Below are 22116 nucleotides of genomic sequence, written 5' to 3' on the forward strand. Positions count from 1 at the left end.
CTGGTTGATCACCATCGATTCCGACGAATCCGACGATCGCCTCTACCGGGCTCATGCGCGGTGGAGCATGTTGATCAGTGGCTCAATCCCTAACCCCTGCACGGAGTTGAACCATGAGGATCCTGATCGCGCTGGCGGCCGCCTTGATGGCGACCGGAGCAACCACGGCGCAAGCGGCCGCGCCGGCGGCCCTGGCGGCACCGAACATCAGCGTCGCGAACGTCCAAGCACACCTCAACCAGTTCCAGTCGATCGCGAGGGCCAACGGCGGCAACCGCGCTCACGGACGTCCGGGGTACCTGGCCTCGGTCAACTGGGTCAAGAGCAAGCTCGACGCGGCCGGCTTCACGACGCGGGTGCAGTCGTTCACCTACGGCGGCGCCACCGGCTACAACCTGATCGCGGACTACCCCGGCGGCGACGCCAACAACGTCATCATGCTGGGCGGCCACCTCGACAGCGTCACGGCGGGCCCCGGCATCAACGACAACGGCACGGGTTCCGCGTCGATCCTGGAGGTCGCCCTCCAGATGAAGGCCACGAACTTCCAGCCGACCAAGCACGTGCGGTTCGGCTGGTGGGGCGCGGAGGAGCTCGGGCTGCGCGGCTCGACGGCCTACGTGAACTCCCTGTCCACCACCGAGAAGTCGAGGATCAAGGCGTACCTGAACTTCGACATGACCGGCTCGCCGAACCCCGGCTACTTCGTCTACAACGGCGCTGACGGCCAGCCCACCGGCTCGGTGGCGCTCCAGCAGCGGCTGCAGGCGGGCTTCACCTCGCTGGGCGTCCAGACCGAGCTGACCAACGTCGGCGGCCGCTCCGACCACGCGGCGTTCGCGCGGGCGAACATCCCGACCGGTGGCACCTTCACCGGCGCCGAGCAGACCAAGACCTCGGCGCAGGCGGCGAAGTGGGGCGGCACGGCCGGCCAGGCCTTCGACCGTTGCTACCACCGCTCCTGCGACACCACGTCCAACATCAACGCCACGGCTCTCGACCGCAACGCGGACGTGATCGCCTACGCGTTGTGGGCGACGGCGTCCTGATCATTTCGCGGTGAGCACCTGCACGGCCTCGTCGAGCACCGGTTCGACGAGGCCGGGCAGGGTCACCCACATCTGTGCCTGACCGAGGTAGAGGCTGAACGCGATCAGCGCGCGCTTCTTCGCGTGCTCGCGGTCGAACCCGAGCTGCTCGAACAGCTCGGTCAGGTAGTTCAGGCGTTTCTCCGTGACGCGCCGCAGGACCGGCGCGATCACCTCGTTCTCGGCGCCCGCCTGCAACGCCATCTCCACCGACCCCTTGCGGCCGCGGTCGAGCACCGTGCCGAACAACGTCCTGAGCTTGTCCCGCGGGGACTTCTCCGCCTCGACCAGCTCGATGACCTTCTCGGTGTGCTCCCGCTCCCACCGCTCGACCGTCGCCTTCAGCAACGCCTCGCGGTTCGGGAAGTGGTGGTAGACGCTGCCTTTCGTGGCTCCGGCCTGTGCCGCCAGCGGTTCGATCGCGACGGCTTGGAGCCCGCCGTCGGCCAACGCTCTCAGCGCTATCTCAGTCCAGTCATCGCGATTCCGCCGCACCACGCTTCCATACGCTACCGTACGTTTCCAGAACATACGGCAGCGTATGGAAGGGGATCCTCATGATCAGGAACATCCACACCCGCGACCTCGGCGTACCCGCGGGCCCGTTCGTCGACCGCATTCAGGAGCTCTGGCCGCCCGCGTGGGGCAAGCAGGAGTTCGACCGGCCGTTGGGTGTCGGCGCGGACGGCGGCCACGGCCCGATCCGCTACCGCTGCACCTCGTTCACGCCCGGCGAGTCGATCACCTTCGCGTTCCGCGAGGGCGACGGCACGCACACCCTGTCGGCGTCCGGCACCGTCGTGCGGCACGAACTGATCGGAGACTTCTCCCTCGCCTCGCGGATCCGCTGGGCACTGGTGATCCGCTGGCTGCACGACGCGTGCCTGGAGGACCTGTTCGACAACTTCGAGCGCGCGGCGGGACGCGAGCCCGCCACACCGGCCAGGTGGTCGCCCTGGGTCCGGCTGGTGCGGCGGGTGGTCGTAGGGCTGACGAACCGTCAGGCGCAGCGCAACCTCGCCTGACCTTCGTAGTTCCCGCCGTGCAGGCGCCGCCCTGCTGGATCGACGACCTGGGGACACCCGGTGGTCACCCGCCAGCGGCTGGAGTTCGAAGACTCCTCCCTCGCGATCCCGGACGTAGCCTCGCTGCGACCCGACCGCACCCGTGGTCCCGATGACGTTGCCCGCATCGTCGATCCCCTACGTCCACCACGCCTCCCCGCCGACGACCTGCCGGGCAGTTCCTCGAACTGCTCCTCATCCACGCCTCCGGCCGAGGCCAGCCATCCCCCAGAAACCATGCGCAACACCTCTCGGAGAGATCGACACATCGCCTGGAGGTGTCCGCCTCCAGGCGATGTGTTGCGCCTGGCGCCGAAAGAGATCGGCGTGCTCACATCTCGATCACGCCTTCGCGACCGCGACCTTCACCTTCAGGCCGTCGCCGACCGTGCCCTCCGAAGAGCCCTCGCCGAACACCACCGAGGTCGTCAGCGTCTCCGCCTGCACGAACTCCAGGTGCGGCTCCACGGCGGAACGCACAGCGTCCGGAAGCTCCAGCGTCAGCGTGATCCGGTCGGACACATCGAGCTGAGCGTCCTTGCGGGCCTGCTGCACCACGCGCACCAGGTCACGCGCGACGCCCTCGGCCTCCAGCTCCGGCGACACCACCGTGTCGAGCACGACGACACCGGCACCGCCCGGCAGAGCGGCCGTGGCGGCGGGATCCGTTGCCACCAGGCGCTGTTCGTACTCGCCCTCGAACAGCTCGACACCCGCGGCGACGATCTTTCCGTCCACTTCGGACCAGTCGCCGGCCTTGACGGCCTTGATGACCTTCTGCACGTTCGGCCCGAGCCGCGGACCGGCGGCACGCGCGTTGACGACCAGCTGGAACTGCCCGTAGGCATCGACGTCCGTGGACAGCGACACCTCCTTGACGTTGACCTCGTCGCGCACGATCTCGGCGAAGTCCTCCAGCGAGCCCGCCACCGGCGACGCGACCGTCAGGCGCGCCAGCGGAAGCCGCACGCGCAGCTTGTTCGCCTTGCGCAGCGACAACGCCGTCGAGCAGACGTCACGCACCTCGTCCATCGCCGCCACCAGCGCGTCGTCCGCCGGCACGTCCGCCACCGACGGGAAGTCCGTCAGGTGCACCGAACGGCCACCGGTCAGCCCGCGCCACACGACCTCGGTCGTGTACGGCAGCAACGGCGCCGTCACGCGCGTGACGATCTCCAGCACGGTGTGCAGGGTGTCGATCGCGTCCTGCTCGCCGTCCCAGAACCGCTGCCGCGACCGCCGCACGTACCAGTTCGTCAGCACCTCCAGGTACTCGCGCACCAGCTGGCACGCACCGGAGATGTCGTAGACGTCCATGGCCGCCTGGACGTCGCGCACCAGGTCGTGCGTCTTCGCCAGCGCGTACCGGTCGAGCACGTTCTTCGAGTCGACGCGCCACGTGCCCTCCTTCCCGGAAGCGTTGGAGTACAACGCGAGGAAGTACCAGGAGTTCCACAACGGCAGCACCGCCTGGCGCACCGCGTCCCTGATGCCGCGCTCGGTCACGACGAGGTCACCACCGCGCAGGATCGGCGACGCCATCAGGAACCAGCGCATGGCGTCCGAGCCGTCGCGGTCGAAGACCTCGTTGACGCTCGGGTAGTTCTTCAGCGACTTGGACATCTTCTGGCCGTCGTCGCCGAGCACGATGCCGTGCGCCACGCAGTCGCGGAACGCGGGCCGGTCGAACAACGCCGTCGCGAGCACGTGCAGCGTGTAGAACCAGCCGCGCGTCTGCCCGTTGTACTCGACGATGAAGTCACCGGGGTAGTGGTTCTCGAACCACGCCGCGTTCTCGAACGGGTAGTGCACCTGCGCGAACGACATCGAGCCCGACTCGAACCAGCAGTCGAGCACGTCCGGGATCCGCCGCATGACCGACTGGCCGCTCGGGTCGTCCGGGTTCGGCCGCGTCAGCTCGTCGATGAACGGCCGGTGCAGGTTGTCCGGGCGCACGCCGAAGTCGCGTTCCAACTCGTCCAGCGACCCGTACACGTCCGTGCGCGGGAACTCGGGGTTGTCCGAGGTCCACACGGGCAGCGGCGAGCCCCAGTACCGGTTGCGCGAGATGTTCCAGTCGCGCGCGTTCTCGAGCCACTTGCCGAACTGGCCGTCCTTGATGTGGCCCGGCACCCAGTTGATCTGCTGGTTGAGCTCGACCATCCGGTCCTTGAACTGCGTGACCGCGACGAACCACGCCGACAGCGCGCGCTGGATCAGCGGGTTCGCACACCGCCAGCAGTGCGGGTACGGGTGGTCGTAGGTCTCGTGGCGCAGCAGCAGGCCCGCGTCCTTGAGGTCGCGGATGATCAGCTTGTTCGCCTCGAAGACGTGCACGCCCTGGTACGGCGCCACCTCGGCGGTGAACTTGCCGTCCGGCCCGACCGGCACGACGACCTCGATGCCCGCCGCGTCCGTCACGACCTTGTCGTCCTCACCGAACGCCGGTGCGATGTGGACGATGCCCGTGCCGTCGTCGGTGGTCACGTAGTCGGCCGTGAGGATCTGGTGCGCGTTCTCGCGGCCCACGAAGAAGTCGAACGGCGGCAGGTACTTCTTGCCGACCAGGTCCGAACCCTTGTAGCGCGCGACGACCTCGGGCTCCTCGCCCAGCTCACGCGCGTACGCCGCGACGCGGGCCTCGGCCAGCAGGTACTTCTCGCCGTCAGTGCCGACCACGGTCACGTAGTCGACGTCCTGGTGCACCGCGGCGGCCAGGTTGCTCGGCAGCGTCCACGGCGTGGTCGTCCAGACCAGGGCCTTCTCACCGGACTCGAGGCGCAGCGCGACCGTGACGGCGGGGTCCTGCCGGTCCCGGTAGGCGTCGTCCATCTTGGTCTCGGTGTTGGACAACGGCGTCTGGCAACGCCAGCAGTACCAGAGCACCCGGAAGCCCTCGTAGATCAAGCCCTTGTCCCACAAGGCCTTGAACGCCCACATGACGCTTTCCATGTAGTCGAGGTCGAGCGTCTTGTAGTCGTTGTCGAAGTCGACCCAGCGAGCCTGCCGCGTCACGTACTCACGCCACTGGTCCGTGTACTGCAACACGGACGTGCGGCACGCCTCGTTGAACTTCTCGATGCCGAGCTCGTCGATCTCGTGCTTCTGCGTGATGCCCAGCTGCTTCTCGGCCTCGTACTCGGCCGGCATGCCGTGCGTGTCCCAGCCGAACCGGCGCTCGACGTGCTTGCCGCGCATCGTCTGGTAGCGCGGCACGACGTCCTTGACGTAGCCGGTCAGCAGGTGACCGTAGTGCGGCAGGCCGTTGGCGAACGGCGGGCCGTCGTAGAAGACGAACTCGTTCGCACCGTCGTCGCCGGCCGGGTTGCGGTCGATGCTCGCCTGGAAGGTCTCGTCGTCCTTCCAGTACCCGAGCACGTCCTGCTCGAGGTTCGGAAAGGACGGCTGCGCCGGGACCTCGTTCGCGCCGGCCCTGGGGTAGGCCATCTCCACTGCTCCTCGCGGTCAGTTGCGACACGCGAGGACGACACGCCGATGTGGCTCGGCCTGCCGCGGTACCACCCCGCTTGCCCGTCTGACGACGAGCCTCTCGTTCTTCGGCTGTGACGGGCCGGTCCCGTCCGGTTCTACTGAGGCGCTCGCGCACCCGTTCTTCCGGAGGCTCCCCGGTGATGGCCGGATCGGTGCCTGTGAGTTACAGGGTAACCGCAGGCGCAAACCGTATGCTCGCGCGATGACGTTGACCATCGCGTTGTCGATCGTGCTGGCCCTGCTGTTCGTGGCGACAGGCGCGGGCAAGCTGTTCGGGGCGAAGGCGTCACTCGAGGCCCGCGACCACTTCCGGATGAACCCGGCGCTGTGGCGCACCATCGGCGCGCTGGAGTGGGCCGGTGCGGCAGGCCTGGTCGTCGGCCTGGTCACGTGGCAGTGGGTGGCGCACGCGGCCACCGTCGGGCTCGGACTGCTCATGGTCGGCGCCACGATCACCCGGCTGCGGTACGACTCGAAGCCGTCGGGCGTGGTCGTGGACCTGGCGCTGCTGGCGTTGCTGATCATGCTGCTGTTCCTGGACCGGTGAGACACGAGTTCCGTGTCCTCGGCGCACCTGAGATCCGGCTCGGCGCCGAACTCGTCGACGTGGGCCACGCCCGCCGGCTGAGCGTGCTGGCGGTGCTGCTGGTGGACGTCAACCAGGTCGTCGGCATCGACAAGCTGCTGGCACGGTGTGGGGCGACGCGCCGCCGCGGCAGGCCAAGGCCGCGCTCTACAGCTACCTGTCCCGGCTGCGGACAGCGCTCGACGGCATCCCGATCGTGCGCCGCTCCGGCGGGTACGTGCTGGAGACCGACCCGGCGTCCATCGACCTGCACCGGTTCCGCGCTCTCGTGACGCTCGGACGCCCTGACGAGGCCATGTTGCTCGTGCGCGAACGCCCCCTCGACGAACGGCTCGCGAGCCAGCTCATGCGAGCGTTGATCGGCGCCGGTCAACGTTCCGCCGCACTCGTCCACTACGCACAGCTCCAAGGCCGGCTCGCGGACGAGTTGGGCCTGAACCCCGGACCCGCGTTGCGCGACCTGCACGCGTCGCTGATCCAACGTCCACAGTGGAGCCCACGCCAACTTCCCGCCGCACCAATGGATTTCACCGGCGTGACGGCCGAGCTCGCGGCGCTCGACCTGGCCGGGCCGATCGTCACGATCACCGGCCCGGCCGGGACGGGAAAGACACGGCTCGCGTTGCACTGGGCGCACGAACACACGTCCGACTACCCGGACGGCCAGCTGTTCGTGGACCTGAACGGTTCCGACCCGGCCGACGTCGTCCGCGAGTTCATCACCGCCCTCGGCACGAGCCGGACGGCATCCCACCGGAACCGCACGCGCAGACAGCGCTTTACCGCACATTGCTGGCCGACCGCAGCATGCTGATCGTGCTCGACAACGCCGCCGACACCGCCCAGGTCGTGCCGCTGCTACCGGGCGCACCACGGTGCCGCGTCGTCGTGACGAGCCGCGAACGCCTGCCGGGCCTCGTCACCGCCCACGGCGCCCGCCCGGTCGTGCTCTGAGTAGATCCACTCATGGTGCGCCGAGTTCCATCTCCCCCAGACTTCTCGACGAGGTGATTGGGGGATCACGTGAAAGTTCTGGCACTCGCCGCTTTGCTGAGCACCACCGTCGTCGCTCCCGTGCAGGAGTTCTCCTTCGAGGCCGAAGCCAACGCGTGGCCGGTGCACGGCAGGTCCGCACACTGGTCGGCGCCGACCGAGGAGATCCGGGTCGGGCTGCGCCGATCGGACAACACGATCAGGATCCACGCCGAGTACAACGGGCTGCGGGACTACCTCCTGGTCGAGCTGAGACGGCACGACGGAGAGCTGATCACCGCCGGTTCGCACCACGACGAGCAGGTCAGGGTCTTCGGCGACGGTTACGTCTGCACCGACGACACGGCCGACTTCACCGTCGACCGCGTCGAGTACAACGCCGACGGGTGGACCGACGTGTTCGCCGCGTCGATCACGCACACCTGTGGAGACCAGCCCTTCAACGCGTTCCGGGCACGGGTCGACTTCAACCGCTGACATCTCTGGGGGAGTTCATGATTCGCGCAGTTCTCGCCGCATCCGCGTTGCTGCTCGCCACCGCCACACCCGCCTCGGCCGACCCCACCGGCTACCTGATCTGGGACTCCGGCGCGGGCGCGTGGCCCACTCAGGGCCGCTCTGGCGACTGGACGCCACCAGGGCTGTTCTCCGTGCGCGAGGCGCCGGAGGAGGACAACCTGATCCGGATCAAGGGCGAATCCCCGGACGAGCGGGAGTTCCTCGAGATCAGGTTGTACCGCCACGACGGGCAGCGCATCACCGAGGGCCACTTCGAGGATCAGAAGGTCCTGGTCGTGAACCACGGATTCGGCTGGTACGACAACGGCGGCGACTTCGACGTCATGCACATCGCGTACAACGCGGACGGCCTGATCTCGGAGTTCGACGGCGCCGTCGAACACCACTACCCGGACAACCCGGACAGCACCTTCCGCGCGAAGATCAGCTATCGGCGCTGACGCCGGGAGGGGTGGTCGTGTTCCGCCTGCGGAGCACGACCACGCCGGCCACCACGAGCAGCAGCACCACGCCGCTGATCGGCAGTGCCCAGCGCTCGATGAAAGTGCGCGGGGGCATCGCCTCGCGGACGAAGGCACGCACCTTGTCCCGCATCGCCGAGTCCTGGGTCAGCTCGGCTCCATCAGCCGTGCCCGGCACGATCTCCAGCCTGCTGTCCGACGCGGCCCCGGCGACTTCGCGCGCTTCGCCGGCCATGGCGTCGTCCTGCGCCACGGCGACGAACGACGGCACCTCGACCGCCCTGACTCCCGCCACGGCGTCGAGTTCCGTGCCCTGCCCGGTGACCGCGAACGGCGTGAGCAGGACCAGCCCCTTCAGGCCTGAGATCCTCTCGGCTGTCGCGGCGGCAGCGGTGGCGCCGGTGCCGGCCCCTGCGGCCACGATCGAGGTCGCATCACGACGGTGGAGCTCTCGCGCGGCGCCCATCACGTCCAGGCCGTATCGGTACTCGCCCCTCGGGACGACCTCGGCTCGCGTCTGGTGGAGAAGCACCTGGTAGCCGTCGTCCGCGAGCCGGCGGGCCAACGGCAGCCACGCGCAGAGAGACTCACCGGTGCCGGGCGTGAGCAGCACACCACTGGATCCGCTGCCGAGCACCAGTCCACGCGACACGACGTGATCATCGGCTCTGAAAGTGATCGCGTCACCACGCAGATCTGCGGGCACGCACTGATCCAGCTCAGGCTGCGCGGCCGCGGGGGCTGCACCGGCGAGGACGAATGCGGAAACGACAGCCACGGCTCTGGGCCTCATGGCTCGGTCATACCGTCAGACCGCCCCGTTCGTCCGCGAAACGGACTCGGACGGTTCAGGCCTCCGAGGAGGCGGTGCGGCTCCTGCGCACCAGCACCGCGTCAGGGGTGCACAGGGCGCAAGGCGTGAACTGCAACTGCCGTGCCTCCTGCACCGGGAGGCCCAGCGTGGGCCTCCCGGCAAGCCAGGAGCACGAGCTCAGGTGATACCGGGGCCGCTCGTCCAGCACCCGGACCTCGTCCACCAGATCGGCCACGACGAGCAGGTCCGCCGCGTCGGTGTCCTCTTCCAGTGGTTCCTCGTCAGCGGGCGGCGTGTCGGCTTCCACCGGCACCACTACCCGTTGATCATCAGCTACAGCTTGTTGATCTACACTCTGCGCGTCGGCAGCGGGGTCCCCCGGTCGCCGTCGCCACCAGTCCCAAGCAAGGACCAGGGCGGCGAGCACGCTCGCGCCCACGGACGACCACGCCCAGATCGTGTTGGACGTGGCCAGCGCAGGCACGAGCAACCCGAGGGCTGCCAGCACCAGAAGTAGAACTACGAAGAGCACCTAGCGAACAGTAGTTCAGCCCGCTTCGGCGCGTGCGCCGAACGAGTAGCCCTGGGAACGACCCTCGGACGGAGCGGCCGGGCCGCGGTCCTGGAGGTCGCGCAGGGACGACTCGAGCATCGTCTTCAGTCGCGTGCGGTACTCGCGCTCGAACGTCTGCAGCTTGTCGATCTGCTTCTCGAGCGTGTTCTTCTCCTGGGTGATGTTGCCCATCACCTCGGCGTGCTTGCGCTGCGCGTCACGGTCCAGCGCGGTGGCCTTCTCACGGGCCTGCCGCTCCAGAGTCTCCGAACGCGTCCGCGCGTCGTTGAGCATGGTCTCGGCACGCGTGCGTGCCTCGTTGACCATCGTGTCTGCCTTGGCGCGGGCCTCGGACAGCAGCTGCTCGGACTTCGTGCGGGCCTCGGACAGCATGCCGTCCGCTTCGGCCTTCGCCTCGCCCGTCAGCCGGTCCGCCATCTCCTGGGCGAGACCCAGGACCTTCGCGGCCTGCACGTGGTGGTCTCCGCCACCACCGGGGGACGTCTGCTCCATGACCGAGGGCGGCGGGACCGGCGCCAGGCGGCGCGGCTCCTCGACCGGCATACGGGTCGTCATGGGGCTGGAAGAAGCCTTCGCACGCGCGTCGTCGAGGTCGGCGCGCGACGTCTCAAGCTGCTGGTCGAGCTGCTCGACCTGCTGACGGAGGTCGTTGTTCTCCTCGATCAAGCGGGCGAGCTCGCCCTCAACCAGGTCGAGGAACGCGTCCACCTCGTCCTCGTTGTAGCCCCGCTTGCCAATCGGCGGCTTGCTGAATGCAACATTGTGCACGTCAGCGGGGGTCAACGGCATCGGATCACCTCTCGCACTCCTGGGCTGCGGTCATCCCACGGTTCCCCGTCACCTGGGATCTGCGAATCGCATCAGAATGATAACGACTAGCCACAGCACAATAATCGATAGGTCCAGCCCGACGCCCCCGATCCGCACAGTCGGGATCACCCGACGGAGCGCACGAACCGGTGGGTCGGTGACCGTGTAGACGGTCTCAAGCGTCACGGCTACGCCGCCCGCTGGGCGCCATTCCCTCGCGAACGTCCGCACCATCTCGACCACGACACGCGCGGTCAGGAACAGGGAGAACGCGAACAGGACGTAGAAGATGACGAGACGGATGGGGTCCACGGGTCAACTCTAACCGTGGTTCCCGAACCCGCCCTCGGCCAGCTTCCTGCGGTCCTCCGCCGTGACGTCAACGTTCGGCGGTGAGAGAAGGAACACCCTGCTGGTGATCTTGTCCATGGACCCGCGCAGAGCGAACGCGAGTCCGGCCGAGAAGTCGACGAGACGCTTCGCGTCCGCGTCGTCCATGTCGGTCAGGTTCAAGATCACCGGAGTGCCGTCGCGGTAGTGCTCCCCGATCGTGCGCGCCTCGCTGTAGGTACGGGGGTGAAGCGTGGTGATGCGCGCCAACGGGTTGCTTACCGGCTCGGCAACGGGACGCAACCTGCTCACGGGCTCGCGCTGCGGCTCGACAGCGAGTGCGCCGTGCACGGGTGCATCGGCACTCCAGCGTCGCGTGCTCGAGGGGCTGCCCCCGCGCCGCGACTCCGGCTCGTAGTCGTCCGACTCGTCGATGTCGGCCCGGTATCCGGAGCCCTGGAGCTCCGACCGGCCCGGTGTGAACACGCGGTTGCGCCGCGGGTATGGGTCGTAGTCGTCGGCCTCGGCGGCGTACTCGGACCGGTAGTCGCCGTAGCGACCGCGGTCGTCGTCGTAGCCGGGGTCGTCTGCGTACTCGGCGGGGACCATCCCGAAGTAGGCCTTCAGCTTGTGCAAAGCGCTCATTCCAGCCCCTCCTCGGCGGTTCCCCACTCTTAGGGACGGTGCGGACGGTCCCGAGGTTCCCGACAACCTACGGCGAGGTTAGTCGCCGGCCGCCGAGCAACGCCGTTCCGACACGCACACAGGTCGATCCGTGCGAGATGGCATCTTCCAGGTCACCGCTCATTCCCGCTGACACACCGATGGCAGTGGGATGATGATCACGTAGGCCTGATACCACCGAAACCAACGCCTGAAACGCCTGCGATGGGTTCATCGTCCGGGGCGCGACAGTCATCGCACCTCGGAGAATAAGATCACCCGAACGAGTGATCACGCCAGCGAGTTCCGCCACATCCGCAACAGCAACCCCACCGCGCGACGTGTCCCCGTCGATGCTGACCTGCAACAACACGTCGAGCTTCTTCCCCTTCGCGTGCGCCGCTTTCGCCAACGCCTCCGCGAGCCGGACGCTGTCCACCGAGTCGACCTGATCGGCCCACTCGACGACGGACTTCGCTTTGTTGCGCTGCAATCGCCCGACCATGTGCCAACGGGCTTCTTCGAGATGTCTCAATTGGCCGACCTTCACGCCGGCCTCCTGATCGCGATTCTCCGCGAAGTTCCGCAACCCGAGCCCGTAAAGGATCTCCACATCGCTCGCGGGCCAGGTTTTCGTCACCGCGAGCAACATCACTTCATCCCGCGCCCGCCCCGCCGCCGCACACGCCCTGGCGATGCGCTCCTCGACCTCCGCGAGGTTCTCCTTCAGCTCCTCGGCCCGGTTCACGGCTCGATCCAGATGACCGACGCGAGCCGCCCGGTGGGCGCCTGCCGCCGATGGCTGAACAGATCCTTCTCCTCGAACGTGCAGCGCGGGTCCACGCCGATCTTCCCGACCCCGGCGCTCCCGAGCTGGTTCCACAACCCGGCACGAAGATCCAGCGCGGGCGTCCCCTTCCGCGACTTGGAAGCGCTACCGGGCAAGTGCTTCTCGACGTCCCGCTGCATGTCCGCGGGCACCTCGTAACACTCCCCACAGACCGAAGGCCCGAGCAGAACCTCGATGCGCTCAAGCTCGGCCCCCAGCGCCATCATCGCCTTGAGAGCCTCGACCACAACCCCGACCCGAGCCCCGACGCGCCCGGCATGCACCGCCCCGACGACCCCGGCCTCCGAATCGCCGAGCAACACCGGCACGCAGTCGGCAGTCAACACGACAAGCCCGAGACCAGCCCTTTTCGTCACAACGGCATCGGTAGCCTCAAGCGGCTCGGCCTGCGGCCCGTCCACGGTGGCAACAGTGCGCCCATGCACCTGCTCCATCCAGACCAACCGGTCGGGCGTAAGTCCAATGCCTTCGGCAAGCCGGCCACGGTTGGCCTCGACCGCCTCGACGTCGTCCCCGACGTGATCGCCGAGGTTGAACGACTCGTAGGGACCCTTGGACACGCCACCGGCGCGGGTGGTGACAACACGACGAATGCGCACACCCACACCCTAGTTCGCACCACCGACCCCCTCCGGCAAGCCGCCCCAGCACACGCACGCTCATGGGTACACAACCCACCCGCCCGCGAAGCCGAAGGCGAGCCGTCCTACCGCGAAGCCGAAGGCGAGCCGTCCTTACCAAGCGAGCCCGGCGGTGGGGTCCCGTCACGAGTCGCACCACAGCTCTTGCTGCATGCAGGTAGGGGTGTCAACTCGACACGCTTTTCGTCGAGTTGACACCCCTACCTGCATGTGGCCCGCTCCTGGTGCGGCTCGTGACGGGACCCCACCGCCAACGCAACCCTCAAAGCAACCGGCGGCCGCCCAACCCAACAGGCGTGCCATCAACCCACCCACGGCGCCCTCCCCCGATCAGATTGCCGGGGGTCTGGGGGCAGAGCCCCCAGGGAAAGCACGCAACGCAAGCCCGCCGCCCGCAAGGTGACCACCCCGCAAGGTCGCGGCCCGCACGGTAACCACCCGCAAGCTGGCCGCCCGCAATCCACCCGCCCGCAAGGCGACCACCCGCAAGGTCGCCCACAAAGGCGACCATGCTGACGCAGGCGTCCCCCCAAAGGGAAGACCCCCTGAGCCCAAACGCTACTCAGGGGGTCCGACAAGATCAGCGCCGCAGGTCAAGCCCGCAAGCCATACACCCGAAGGTCAAGCCCGCAAGCCATGCACCCGCAGATCAAGCACCCACAAGCTCTACGGCCGCAACCAACGCGGCCACAAAATCACCGCCGCATGAACGGCGGCACATCCACCTCGTCATCCGGGTCCTCGGTGACCGGCACCGGCCGGGAAGGCAACGACCCGTTGGGCGAAAGCGACCGAGGCACAGAAGGCACGTACCCGTTCCCCTGAGCCGGCGAGGGCTGCGGCGGCACAGTGGTAGGAGGCTGCTGCACGGGCGGAGCCTGCCGAACCTCGGGCTGCTGCACGTGCTGCACCGGCTGCTGAACCGGAGGTGCCTGCACGGGCGGCGGAGTCTGCGCGACCGGCTGCTGCACGTGCGTGGGCACCGCCGAAGCAGAGGCAATGGGCCCGGTAGCGGTCCGGGGCTGCGAGGACAGCGCCGTCGGCTCCAGCTTCTTGTGCGTGGGGCCGCCGCTGTCGAAGCCGGCCGCGATCACCGTGACCCGGACCTCGTCGCCCAGGGAGTCGTCGATGACCGTACCGAAGATGATGTTCGCGTCCGGGTGCGCGGCCTCCTGGACCAGCGACGCGGACTCGTTGATCTCGAAAAGGCCCAGGTCGGAGCCGCCGGCGATCGACAGCAGGACGCCGTGTGCGCCCTCCATCGAGGCTTCCAGCAGCGGCGAGTTGATGGCCTTCTGCGCGGCCTGCACCGCTCGGCCCTCTCCCCTGGCCGAGCCGATGCCCATCAACGCCGAGCCCGCGCCGGACATGACCGACTTGACGTCGGCGAAGTCCAGGTTGATCAGACCGGGGGTCGTGATCAGGTCGGTGATGCCCTGGACACCGGAGAGGAGCACCTCGTCCGCGGAGCGGAAGGCGTCCATCAGGCTGACGCCGATGTCGCCGAGCTGGAGCAGCCGGTCGTTGGGGATGACGATGAGCGTGTCGCACTCGTTGCGCAGCGCCTGGATGCCGTCCTCGGCCTGCTTGGCGCGGCGCTTGCCCTCGAACGAGAACGGGCGCGTCACCACACCGATGGTCAGTGCGCCGAGCTTGCGGGCGATCGAGGCCACGACCGGTGCGCCACCGGTGCCCGTGCCGCCGCCCTCACCGGCGGTCACGAAGACCATGTCGGCCCCCTTGAGGACCTCCTCGATCTCCTCGCGGTGGTCTTCGGCGGCCTTGTGCCCGACCTCGGGGTTCGCACCCGCGCCGAGGCCACGCGTCAATTCGCGGCCGATGTCGAGCTTGACGTCGGCATCAGACATCAGCAAGGCCTGGGCGTCGGTGTTCACCGCGATGAACTCGACGCCCTTCAGCCCGACCTCGATCATGCGGTTGACGGCGTTGACGCCGCCTCCACCGATGCCGACGACCTTGATCACCGCGAGATAGTTGTGCGGGGGCGTCATCGGATCCGCCTTCCTGATCGTGGTCCGCGCTGTGCTGGGTGAGATGCACCCGGATTGAAACTCTCAACCTCTCGTCGAGGCTCAGAGTTATGTCAACCCCATATGTTCCTGCTGGACGGTAAGCACCGGCGGTGCGTCGGTCCAGCAGCCACGCCGTAGGGTCCCAACACTGTGCGCTACTACTCCCCGGTCGTGCCGTCAAGTAGTGCGTACGATCCTGAGGACGACGCACCGCAAGCCTAGTCGGACGTCGAATCGGAGATCGTCTCGCCCGTCCTATCGACGTTTTTCTGTCGGTGGTGCCCGCTAGCTTCGGCTCATGGGGATGAAATCGCTGAGCGTCGCGCTGGCCGCGATCGCTCTGGGGGCAGTGACGGTGGCGCCCGCGAGCGCCGCGAACGGGAACAACATCGTCGAGATCAAGAGCATGGCGTACGGCGAGTGCCTGCAGGCGGGCCAGGAGCCGCACGACACCCAGATCGTTGCCTGCACCGGCGCGGACGAGCAGCGCTGGGAGGTCGTTCTGGTGGACGGGAACAGGCATCTGCTCCGCAACGTCGCGAACAGGGAGTGCCTGAGCGAGAGATTCGGCTTCTACTGGTGCGACGACGAGCTCGCGCACGGGTTCGCCGTGTCGATGCCGGACGTGCCCGGTGCCGTGCGCATCAAGTTCGGCGACGGCGAGGCCTACCTCACGGCCTTGACCTGGCAAAACGGTGAGCGGGACGTGTTGGTCCAGAGCCCGACCGACCAGGCCGAGCAGCGTTGGCTGGTGCGCACCGTCGGGATGACGCAGCCGTTACCGGACACCTCGGGTCAGACCGTGCGCATCCGCGCGGCCGATGGCGACCGCTTCGGCTGCATCAGCCTGACGGGCTCCAGCCTGGTGCCGGCGCAGTGCACGGACTCGCCGGCGCAGAAGTTCCAGCGGATCGAGGCCGCCGGGGGCAGGACGGCGTTGCGCAGCGTCGCCAACGGCAAGTGCGTCGCTGTCAGGTCGGCCGATGCCGTTGTGCCCGAGGTGGTGTCGGACTGCGTGCCCGGCGACGTTCTCCAGCAGTGGTCGATCGAGCCGACCAAGCTCGGTTCGGCACGCCTGCGGCAAGTGGCCGCCGACAAGTTCCTCACGCCCGGCACCGGCTGGATGTTCCTGACCACGCACTGGAGCGACACCTGGCAGCAGTGGGAGCTCCAGCCCGCCTAGGTCCTAGTCGCCGACGGTTCCGTCCAGCAGTTCCCTGACCACGTCCAGCTGGCCGGCGTGCCGGGCGGTCTCCTCGATGACGTGCGCGAGCACCCATCGGGCCGAGACCGTCCGGTCGCCCCGGAACGGCACCTCGGCGTCGAGCTCCAGGCCGGCGAGGATCTCCCGGCTCTCCGAGCACTGCGCGCGGTAGTCCGCGAGGAACCCGGCGAGGGTCTCGCCCTCCTCCACGCGCCAGTCCGCGTCGGGGTCCTCCATCGTGTACGGGGCCCGCGACGCACGTCCCGCGAGCACCACCTCGAACCAGTGGTGCTCGACCCACCGCACGTGCTTCACCACACCGGCCGCCGTCGTCAGCTTCGACGGCAGCACCGCCCGCGCCTCGTCGCCGACGGCCAGGCCTTCGACCTTCAGCTCGATCGTGGCGCGCAGGTAGTCCAGCAGGGCCGTGTACGTCGCGCGTTCATCGGCGGCGAGTGGTGGAGCGGTACGTGTCATGCGGCGCAGCCTGCATGAGCGTCAACGCGGCCGCATCGCATTTATCCGCCGGGCCGCCAGCCGTCCGGAGATCAGCACCGGCGGCACCCCGACACCCGGCGTGGTCCCGGCTCCCGCCAGTGCCACGTTCTCGGCGCCCCGGACGACGTTGCGCGGCCGGAACGGTCCCGTCTGCGCGAAGATGTGCGCGAGCCCGAACGGCGTCCCCGCCGCGTTGCCCCAGTCCATCGGCGTGACGAGCACCTCGTCCCGCACCGCCGCGCCGAACCCGTCCAGCCCGCGCGCTTCCAGCGTCCGCACCAGCTCGTCGCGGTAGCGGGGCCCGACGCGCGCCCAGTCGACCGGCCCGGTCCGGAGGTTCGGGCACGGCGCCAGCACGTAGTGCAACCCGTCCTGCGCGTGCGTGACGAGCAACGACGGATCGGACATCAACCGTCCCTTGTGGACGATCTCGTCGAACGTGCCCCGCCACGCCGCGCCGAACAGGATGTTGTGGTGCCCGAGGTCCCACGTGCGGTCCGTCGCGGCGTGGAGCACCACCGCGGACGGCGACCACCGATGCGGTAGCACCCGTCGCGGCGCCTTCCCGAGCAACCGATAGGCGTCCGGCAACTCGCACGCCAAGACCACCGCATCGCACTCGATGCGCTCCTCAGCGGTGTGCACGGCCGTGACGCGCGCACCGCGCCACTCCAGCCGTGTGACCGTTGCGCCGTAGCGGAACTCCGCACCGTGCTTCGTAGCAGCGGCAGCCAATGCTTGAGGCACCGCATGCATCCCGCCGCGTGGGTAGTACACGCCCGCGATGGTGTCCATGTACGCGATGACCGCGTACGCCGCGAGAGCCTGCTGCGGCGGCACACCGGCGTACAAAGCCTGGAACGAAAAGAGTCTGATCAGCCGTTCGTCCCGCAAGAACCGCCGCAACTGGGGTTCCAGCCGCCCGAACCCGCCCAGCGCCGCGAGCTTCACGAGCTCGGGCCGCACCAGGTCGAACGGCGAGTCGAAGTTCGCTCCGATGAAGTGCTCGCGCTGCACCGAGTACAGCTCCCCGAGCCAGCGCCGCAGCTCCCGGTACCCGGCCGCTTCCCTTGCACCGCAGACGGTGCGGACCTCGTCCTCCATCGCGGCGGCATCGGTGTGCACCGCGATGCCCGATCCGTCCGCGAACCGGGCGCGATAGGCGGGGTCGACCCGGTCGAGCGTCAGCCAGTCGGAAAGGCGCTCCCCCACGGCATCGAACGCCTCCTCCAGGTACTCGGGCATCGTCAGCACGGTCGGCCCGCTGTCCGCGGTGAACCCGCCGACGCGAACGGTGCCGGCACGCCCGCCCGGCGCGTCCGCCTTCTCCAGCACGGTGACCCGGCGACCGGTTCCCCGCAGGTGCAACGCGGCCGACAGTCCGGCGAGACCGGCGCCCACCACCACGACCTGGCCCGGCATGAGTACTTCCTTCGGGTGACAACGATCGATCTGGCTAATACCGCGAGTGGCTGTCCGATGAGCACGGTAGTCGTTCATCACCAGGAGGCATGTCTTGGCACCCGCACCCGCGTCCGTGCGTTCGCTCGTCATCGAGGCGATCGTGTTGGAACTCGTCACGAGCAGGCTGGGCAGCCTCGTCGTACGGGTCGCGATGGCGCGGCTGAAGCCGAACGGCTAGCCGGCGAACCTCTGGAGATTCCCTTGTGCTCCCAGCCGATTCCGCGATCCCCGATCCGGCGTCCGCGGCGGGTCCCGACGCCGTCACGGCCGCCGACGCCACGGTCGTGACAGCCGCTACGCCCTCGAACTGAAGGACCGCAGTGGAACCATTTCCACCAGTACTGATCGCAGGACCCGAGTTGCCCCCGAGACGCCGGCCACCGTGGCTGGCGATCGGATTCGCGCTGGTGGCACTGACAGCGGGCGGGATCGGCTTCGGACTGGGCAGAGCCACCGGCCCCGATCTGCTGCGCTCCGCCGGCACGAGCTCGGCCTCGCCGTCCACCTCGGCCTCGCCCAACGTGTTCACGGTCAGCGGGTCGATGACCGTGAACGGCGCCTGCGGTTCGGGTGGCTACGCCGACATCACGCTCGGCGGTCAGGTCGAGATCGTCAACCAGGACAACAAGGTGCTCGGCGTCGGCACGCTGGAGAGCGGCGCCGGAGGCCGATGTTCCTTCAAGTTCACCGTGAGCGGCCTTCCTGAAGGCGAACGGCTCTACGGAGCGAAGATCGGCAACGCCAACCGCGGTGTCATCTGGCACTCCGAGCTGGACGCGAAGCACCAGGGCTTCCACCTCACGCTCGGCTGAGGGCTAGGAAACCGTGGCCAGGTCAGGGGATGACACGTCGTAGGTCTTGCCTTGCCGTGTGAGCAGCACGAGCAGCACGGCTCCCTTGCGCGCCGTGTCGTCGGAGCTGCCCCACTTCACCACGCGATCCCCCGTGAGCGTCAGCTTCACGTCGGCACCGGTCGTCGCCGCCACCGACACCACGTCGGGACGCAGCTTCTCCGGCAGCCCGTTCACGACCCCGACCACGGCGCGAGTGGCCGGGTCCGAGGACGCGGGCAGGGTGAGCACCAGCTCGGGAACGCCCGGCGCGGCGGCCGGGAGGACCGCGTAGTCCTTGCCGGTGGAGTCGACCAGGTGGAAGCCGTCGGGCAGCTTCACCGAGCCGACCGGGACGCGTTCGGTGATCAGCAACCGGACCGTGCCGGGGAGCTGGCGTTCGACCTCGACCGCGGCGACGCGCGGGATGCCCGCCACGCGGTCGTGGATCTCCTGAAGGTCCAGGCGCACCAACGGGGAGCCGGAGTCGATCGCCGCGACGGCACGGACCTCGTCCTCGGTCAGCGCCACGTTGCCGCGGACGTCGACCTGACGGACGCCGAGCAACGGCGTGAAGAAGACGCAGTAGGCCAAGGCCAGCACGGAAAGTACGGACAGCAGCGCCACCAGGCGGCGGCGCAGGATCACCCTGCGCCGCGCCCGGTACTCAGCACTCTTCGGTCTCCGGTTCGCGGGGCGAACTCGCGTGGACCTGCCGCGAACCGGTGCGCTCATGACAGCGCGCTGACGATCTCGGGGCCGAGCATCGTCACGTCACCCGCGCCCATGGTCACCACCAGGTCGCCCTCACGCGCCAGCGACGACACCAGCGCCGGCACCCGGTCGAACGACGGCTCGTAGTGCACGGAAGCCGTGACCTGGTCCGCGATCAACGCACCGGTGATGCCGGGCTCCGGCTCCTCGCGGGCGCCGTAGACGTCCAGCACGACGACCTCGTCCGCCAGCGACAACGCGGCGGCGAACTCGGTGGCGAACGTGCGGGTCCGGGAGTAGAGGTGCGGCTGGAACACCACGATGACGCGGCCGGCACCCGCGACCGGACGCGCGGCACGCAACTGTGCGTCGACCTCGGTCGGGTGGTGCGCGTAGTCGTCGTAGACGGACACGCCGTTGCCGCGGCCCTTGAACTCGAACCGCCGCCGCACGCCACCGAAGGCGGCGAGGCCTTCGAGCAGCCCGGCCTGATCGGCACCGAGCTCCAGACCGGCCAGCAGCGCGGCGATCGCGTTCAACGCCATGTGCTCGCCCGGCACCGCCACCTGGACCTCGACCGCCACGCCGTCGATCTCGACCGACGCCAGGCCACCGGACTCGAGGGGCTTGTAGTCGACGAGACGCGCGTCGGAGGCCGAACGTCCGTACTCGCGCACCCGGATCCCGCGCGCACGAGCCTCGGTGATCAGCCGTGCCGCGCCGGGATCGTCCACACAGGACACCAGCACGCCACCGGGCACGATCCGTTCCAGGAACGAGTCGAACACGGCCGTGTAGGCCTCGACGGTGCCGTGGTGGTCGAGGTGGTCGGCTTCGACGTTCGTCACGACGGCGACGGACGGCGAGAAGAACAGGAACGAGCCGTCGGACTCGTCCGCCTCGGCCACGAACACGCCGCCGGTGCCCTGGTGGGCGTTGGCGCCGGACTCGTTCAGGTCGCCACCGATCGCGAACGACGGGTCGACCCGGCAGTGCTGCAACGCGACGGTGAGCATCGACGTGGTCGACGTCTTGCCGTGCGTTCCGGCAACACACACGACGCGATGGTCTTCCATCAACGCCGCGAGAGCCTCGGCACGGCGCAGCACGGTGATCCCGCGCTCACGGGCCGCCGCGTACTCCGGGTTCGCGTCCTTGATCGCGGTCGACACCACGACCTCGGTCGGTCCGCCGACGAGCTGGTCCAGGTTCGACGCGTCGTGACCGACCGCGATCCGCGCGCCCTGAGCGCGCAGGGCCAGCACGGTCCGCGAGTCCTTGGCGTCCGAACCGGACACCTGCACGCCGCGAGCCAGCAGGATCCGGGCGATCCCGCTCATGCCGGCACCACCAATGCCAACGAGGTGAACGCGTTCGAGACTCACTTCTTGATCACCTCCAGCACGGAGCGGGCCAGGATCTCGTCCGCCTCGCGACGGCCGGTGCCGAGCGTGGCGGCGGACATCTGCGCGAGCCGGTTGCGGTCCGCCATCAGCGGCACCACCAGCGACGCGACCTTCTGCGGCGTCAGTTCCGAGTCCGGCACCAGCAGGCCACCGCCCGCGGAGACGACCGGACCGGCGTTGAGCGCCTGTTCGCCGTTGCCGATCGGCAGCGGCACGAAGATCGCGGGCAGGCCGACTGCCGACACCTCGGCGACGGTCATCGCGCCCGAACGGCACAGCACGGCGTCCGCGGCGGCGTACGCGAGGTCCATGCGCTCCAGGTACGGCACCGGCACGTACGCCGGAGCGCCCGGAACCTGTTGCACCGCAACGGAGTTCTTCGGACCGTACGCGTGCAGCACGCCAACGCCGGCACGAGCGAACTCGGCAGCCACCGGCGCCACGGCCTCGTTGATCGAACGGGCGCCCTGCGAGCCACCGAACACGAGCAGCACCGGCGCGTGCGGGTCGAGGCCGAAGAACCGGCGGGCCTCGTCACGCAACGCGGCGCGGTTCAGCGTAGTGATCGACTGACGCAGCGGGATGCCGATGATCTGCGCGTCGGCCAGGCCGGAGTCCGGCACGGCCGCGGCGACGTGGTCGGCGAACTTGGCGCCGACCTTGTTCGCGAGCCCGGCCTTGGCGTTCGCCTCGTGCACCACGATCGGAATGCGGCCACGCGCGGCCAGGTACGCGGGCAGCGCCACGTAGCCGCCGAACCCGACGACGACGTCCGCGCCGACGCGCTCGAGCACCTCGCGGGTCTGCTTCACGGCGCCGCGCACGTTCAGCGGCAGCTTCAGCAGGTCCAGCGTGGGCTTGCGCGGCATCGGCACCGGTGGGATCAGCTCCAGCGGGTACCCGCGGGCCGGCACGATCTTGCTCTCGAGGCCGCGCGCGGTGCCGAGCGCGACGACGCGCGCGTCCGGCCGCAGCCGCATGATCGCGTCGGCCAGCGCCAGTGCCGGCTCGATGTGACCCGCGGTGCCACCACCTGCGACCACGACGCACGGACCACTGGGGGCAGGGTGCCCGGTCAAGAC

The 22116-nt window shown here is 68.8% G+C and carries 25 protein-coding genes; 10 read left to right on the plus strand and 15 right to left on the minus strand.

Features of this window, described 5'->3' with window-relative positions; translation table 11 throughout:
* The first annotated feature begins 113 nt into the window (after positions 1-113).
* A complete protein-coding gene (locus BM417_RS22105; RefSeq protein WP_093597398.1) occupies positions 114-1049 on the plus strand; it encodes a M28 family metallopeptidase in 936 nt (311 codons plus the stop codon).
* On the opposite strand, the gene BM417_RS22110 is transcribed toward BM417_RS22105, so the two are convergent.
* Positions 1050-1586, minus strand: a complete 537-nt coding sequence (locus BM417_RS22110; RefSeq protein ID WP_245822069.1) for a TetR/AcrR family transcriptional regulator — start codon at positions 1584-1586, stop codon at positions 1050-1052. It lies immediately after the preceding gene.
* A 59-nt stretch (positions 1587-1645) separates the two neighbouring features.
* Between BM417_RS22110 and BM417_RS22115 the strand changes: the two genes are divergently transcribed.
* Positions 1646-2113, plus strand: a complete 468-nt coding sequence (locus tag BM417_RS22115; RefSeq protein ID WP_093597402.1) for a hypothetical protein — start codon at positions 1646-1648, stop codon at positions 2111-2113.
* Positions 2114-2494: 381 nt separating this feature from the next.
* On the opposite strand, the gene ileS is transcribed toward BM417_RS22115, so the two are convergent.
* Positions 2495-5599, minus strand: a complete 3105-nt coding sequence (ileS, locus tag BM417_RS22120; RefSeq protein ID WP_093598029.1) for an isoleucine--tRNA ligase — start codon at positions 5597-5599, stop codon at positions 2495-2497.
* A 247-nt stretch (positions 5600-5846) separates the two neighbouring features.
* Between ileS and BM417_RS22125 the strand changes: the two genes are divergently transcribed.
* From BM417_RS22125 to BM417_RS22140, 5 genes are all read left to right on the plus strand, one after another.
* The gene (locus tag BM417_RS22125) at positions 5847-6191 is read left to right on the plus strand and encodes a DoxX family protein (protein ID WP_093597404.1); all 345 of its coding nucleotides are present in this window, start codon (positions 5847-5849) and stop codon (positions 6189-6191) included.
* 145 nt (positions 6192-6336) lie between these two features.
* Positions 6337-7044: a BTAD domain-containing putative transcriptional regulator gene (locus BM417_RS22130; RefSeq protein ID WP_093597407.1), complete on the plus strand. Its 708-nt coding sequence runs from the start codon at positions 6337-6339 to the stop codon at positions 7042-7044.
* On the plus strand, positions 7038-7184 hold the full coding sequence (locus BM417_RS47865) for a hypothetical protein (RefSeq protein ID WP_177320529.1): 147 nt from the start codon (positions 7038-7040) through the stop codon (positions 7182-7184). The genes BM417_RS22130 and BM417_RS47865 overlap by 7 nt, the downstream gene beginning before the upstream one ends.
* A gap of 69 nt (positions 7185-7253) precedes the next feature.
* Positions 7254-7700 (plus strand): hypothetical protein, encoded by a 447-nt coding sequence (locus BM417_RS22135; protein WP_093597410.1) that lies wholly within the window; start codon positions 7254-7256, stop codon positions 7698-7700.
* A gap of 17 nt (positions 7701-7717) precedes the next feature.
* The gene (locus tag BM417_RS22140; RefSeq protein ID WP_093597413.1) at positions 7718-8182 is read left to right on the plus strand and encodes a hypothetical protein; all 465 of its coding nucleotides are present in this window, start codon (positions 7718-7720) and stop codon (positions 8180-8182) included.
* Here BM417_RS22140 and BM417_RS22145 read toward each other — a convergent pair.
* The 8 genes from BM417_RS22145 to ftsZ form a co-directional block, all read right to left on the minus strand.
* A complete protein-coding gene (locus tag BM417_RS22145; RefSeq protein WP_143138750.1) occupies positions 8166-8855 on the minus strand; it encodes a hypothetical protein in 690 nt (229 codons plus the stop codon). The two genes, BM417_RS22140 and BM417_RS22145, sit on opposite strands and share 17 nt — an antisense overlap.
* A 196-nt stretch (positions 8856-9051) precedes the next feature.
* The gene (locus BM417_RS22150; RefSeq protein WP_093597419.1) at positions 9052-9549 is read right to left on the minus strand and encodes a hypothetical protein; all 498 of its coding nucleotides are present in this window, start codon (positions 9547-9549) and stop codon (positions 9052-9054) included.
* A gap of 15 nt (positions 9550-9564) precedes the next feature.
* A complete protein-coding gene (wag31, locus tag BM417_RS22155) occupies positions 9565-10380 on the minus strand; it encodes a DivIVA-like cell division protein Wag31 (RefSeq protein ID WP_093597422.1) in 816 nt (271 codons plus the stop codon).
* 48 nt (positions 10381-10428) lie between these two features.
* Positions 10429-10704 carry a YggT family protein gene (locus tag BM417_RS22160; protein ID WP_089950699.1) on the minus strand — a complete coding sequence of 92 codons (276 nt, stop codon included), beginning with the start codon at positions 10702-10704 and terminating at the stop codon, positions 10429-10431.
* Between the two features lie 18 nt (positions 10705-10722).
* The gene (locus BM417_RS22165; RefSeq protein WP_093597425.1) at positions 10723-11376 is read right to left on the minus strand and encodes a cell division protein SepF; all 654 of its coding nucleotides are present in this window, start codon (positions 11374-11376) and stop codon (positions 10723-10725) included.
* A 67-nt stretch (positions 11377-11443) separates the two neighbouring features.
* The gene (locus tag BM417_RS22170; RefSeq protein ID WP_093597428.1) at positions 11444-12142 is read right to left on the minus strand and encodes a YggS family pyridoxal phosphate-dependent enzyme; all 699 of its coding nucleotides are present in this window, start codon (positions 12140-12142) and stop codon (positions 11444-11446) included.
* On the minus strand, positions 12139-12843 hold the full coding sequence (pgeF, locus tag BM417_RS22175) for a peptidoglycan editing factor PgeF (protein WP_093597431.1): 705 nt from the start codon (positions 12841-12843) through the stop codon (positions 12139-12141). The genes BM417_RS22170 and pgeF overlap by 4 nt, the downstream gene beginning before the upstream one ends.
* A gap of 737 nt (positions 12844-13580) precedes the next feature.
* Positions 13581-14897, minus strand: coding sequence for a cell division protein FtsZ (gene ftsZ, locus BM417_RS22180; protein WP_093597434.1), 1317 nt, complete (start codon positions 14895-14897; stop codon positions 13581-13583).
* 319 nt (positions 14898-15216) lie between these two features.
* Between ftsZ and BM417_RS22185 the strand changes: the two genes are divergently transcribed.
* On the plus strand, positions 15217-16101 hold the full coding sequence (locus BM417_RS22185) for an RICIN domain-containing protein (protein ID WP_093597436.1): 885 nt from the start codon (positions 15217-15219) through the stop codon (positions 16099-16101).
* 3 nt (positions 16102-16104) lie between these two features.
* On the opposite strand, the gene BM417_RS22190 is transcribed toward BM417_RS22185, so the two are convergent.
* Positions 16105-16599 carry a DinB family protein gene (locus BM417_RS22190; RefSeq protein ID WP_093597438.1) on the minus strand — a complete coding sequence of 165 codons (495 nt, stop codon included), beginning with the start codon at positions 16597-16599 and terminating at the stop codon, positions 16105-16107.
* 21 nt (positions 16600-16620) lie between these two features.
* On the minus strand, positions 16621-18042 hold the full coding sequence (crtI, locus tag BM417_RS22195) for a phytoene desaturase family protein (RefSeq protein WP_093597441.1): 1422 nt from the start codon (positions 18040-18042) through the stop codon (positions 16621-16623).
* Positions 18043-18136: 94 nt separating this feature from the next.
* Here crtI and BM417_RS49890 point away from each other — a divergent pair, with 94 nt between their 5' ends.
* A complete protein-coding gene (locus BM417_RS49890) occupies positions 18137-18262 on the plus strand; it encodes a hypothetical protein (protein WP_281251341.1) in 126 nt (41 codons plus the stop codon).
* Positions 18263-18491: 229 nt separating this feature from the next.
* Complete coding sequence (locus tag BM417_RS22200; protein ID WP_143138751.1) at positions 18492-18896, plus strand: hypothetical protein; 405 nt, start codon at positions 18492-18494, stop codon at positions 18894-18896.
* Between the two features lie 3 nt (positions 18897-18899).
* Here BM417_RS22200 and BM417_RS22205 read toward each other — a convergent pair whose 3' ends face one another.
* Genes BM417_RS22205 through murG form a run of 3 tightly spaced genes read right to left on the minus strand, consistent with a single transcriptional unit; the run spans position 18900 to position 22113 of the window.
* Positions 18900-19649, minus strand: coding sequence for a cell division protein FtsQ/DivIB (locus BM417_RS22205; RefSeq protein WP_093597445.1), 750 nt, complete (start codon positions 19647-19649; stop codon positions 18900-18902).
* A complete protein-coding gene (murC, locus tag BM417_RS22210; RefSeq protein WP_281251342.1) occupies positions 19646-21013 on the minus strand; it encodes a UDP-N-acetylmuramate--L-alanine ligase in 1368 nt (455 codons plus the stop codon). The genes BM417_RS22205 and murC overlap by 4 nt, the downstream gene beginning before the upstream one ends.
* The gene (gene murG, locus BM417_RS22215) at positions 21010-22113 is read right to left on the minus strand and encodes an undecaprenyldiphospho-muramoylpentapeptide beta-N-acetylglucosaminyltransferase (RefSeq protein ID WP_245822071.1); all 1104 of its coding nucleotides are present in this window, start codon (positions 22111-22113) and stop codon (positions 21010-21012) included. Before murG ends, murC begins: the two co-directional genes overlap by 4 nt.
* Between the last annotated feature and the right edge of the window lie 3 nt (positions 22114-22116).

The organism is Lentzea waywayandensis (assembly GCF_900115955.1).
Taxonomy (GTDB): domain Bacteria; phylum Actinomycetota; class Actinomycetes; order Mycobacteriales; family Pseudonocardiaceae; genus Lentzea; species Lentzea waywayandensis.

Coding starts and splice junctions, on each gene's coding strand:
- BM417_RS22105 (WP_093597398.1), top strand. CDS start 114: ATGAGGATCCTGATCGCGCTGGCGGCCGCCTTGATGGCGACCGGAGCA.
- BM417_RS22115 (WP_093597402.1), top strand. CDS start 1,646: ATGATCAGGAACATCCACACCCGCGACCTCGGCGTACCCGCGGGCCCG.
- ileS (WP_093598029.1), bottom strand. CDS start 5,599: ATGGCCTACCCCAGGGCCGGCGCGAACGAGGTCCCGGCGCAGCCGTCC.
- BM417_RS22125 (WP_093597404.1), top strand. CDS start 5,847: ATGACGTTGACCATCGCGTTGTCGATCGTGCTGGCCCTGCTGTTCGTG.
- BM417_RS47865 (WP_177320529.1), top strand. CDS start 7,038: ATGCTGATCGTGCTCGACAACGCCGCCGACACCGCCCAGGTCGTGCCG.
- BM417_RS22140 (WP_093597413.1), top strand. CDS start 7,718: ATGATTCGCGCAGTTCTCGCCGCATCCGCGTTGCTGCTCGCCACCGCC.
- wag31 (WP_093597422.1), bottom strand. CDS start 10,380: ATGCCGTTGACCCCCGCTGACGTGCACAATGTTGCATTCAGCAAGCCG.
- BM417_RS22165 (WP_093597425.1), bottom strand. CDS start 11,376: ATGAGCGCTTTGCACAAGCTGAAGGCCTACTTCGGGATGGTCCCCGCC.
- ftsZ (WP_093597434.1), bottom strand. CDS start 14,897: ATGACGCCCCCGCACAACTATCTCGCGGTGATCAAGGTCGTCGGCATC.
- BM417_RS22185 (WP_093597436.1), top strand. CDS start 15,217: ATGGGGATGAAATCGCTGAGCGTCGCGCTGGCCGCGATCGCTCTGGGG.
- BM417_RS22190 (WP_093597438.1), bottom strand. CDS start 16,599: ATGACACGTACCGCTCCACCACTCGCCGCCGATGAACGCGCGACGTAC.
- crtI (WP_093597441.1), bottom strand. CDS start 18,042: ATGCCGGGCCAGGTCGTGGTGGTGGGCGCCGGTCTCGCCGGACTGTCG.
- BM417_RS22205 (WP_093597445.1), bottom strand. CDS start 19,649: ATGAGCGCACCGGTTCGCGGCAGGTCCACGCGAGTTCGCCCCGCGAAC.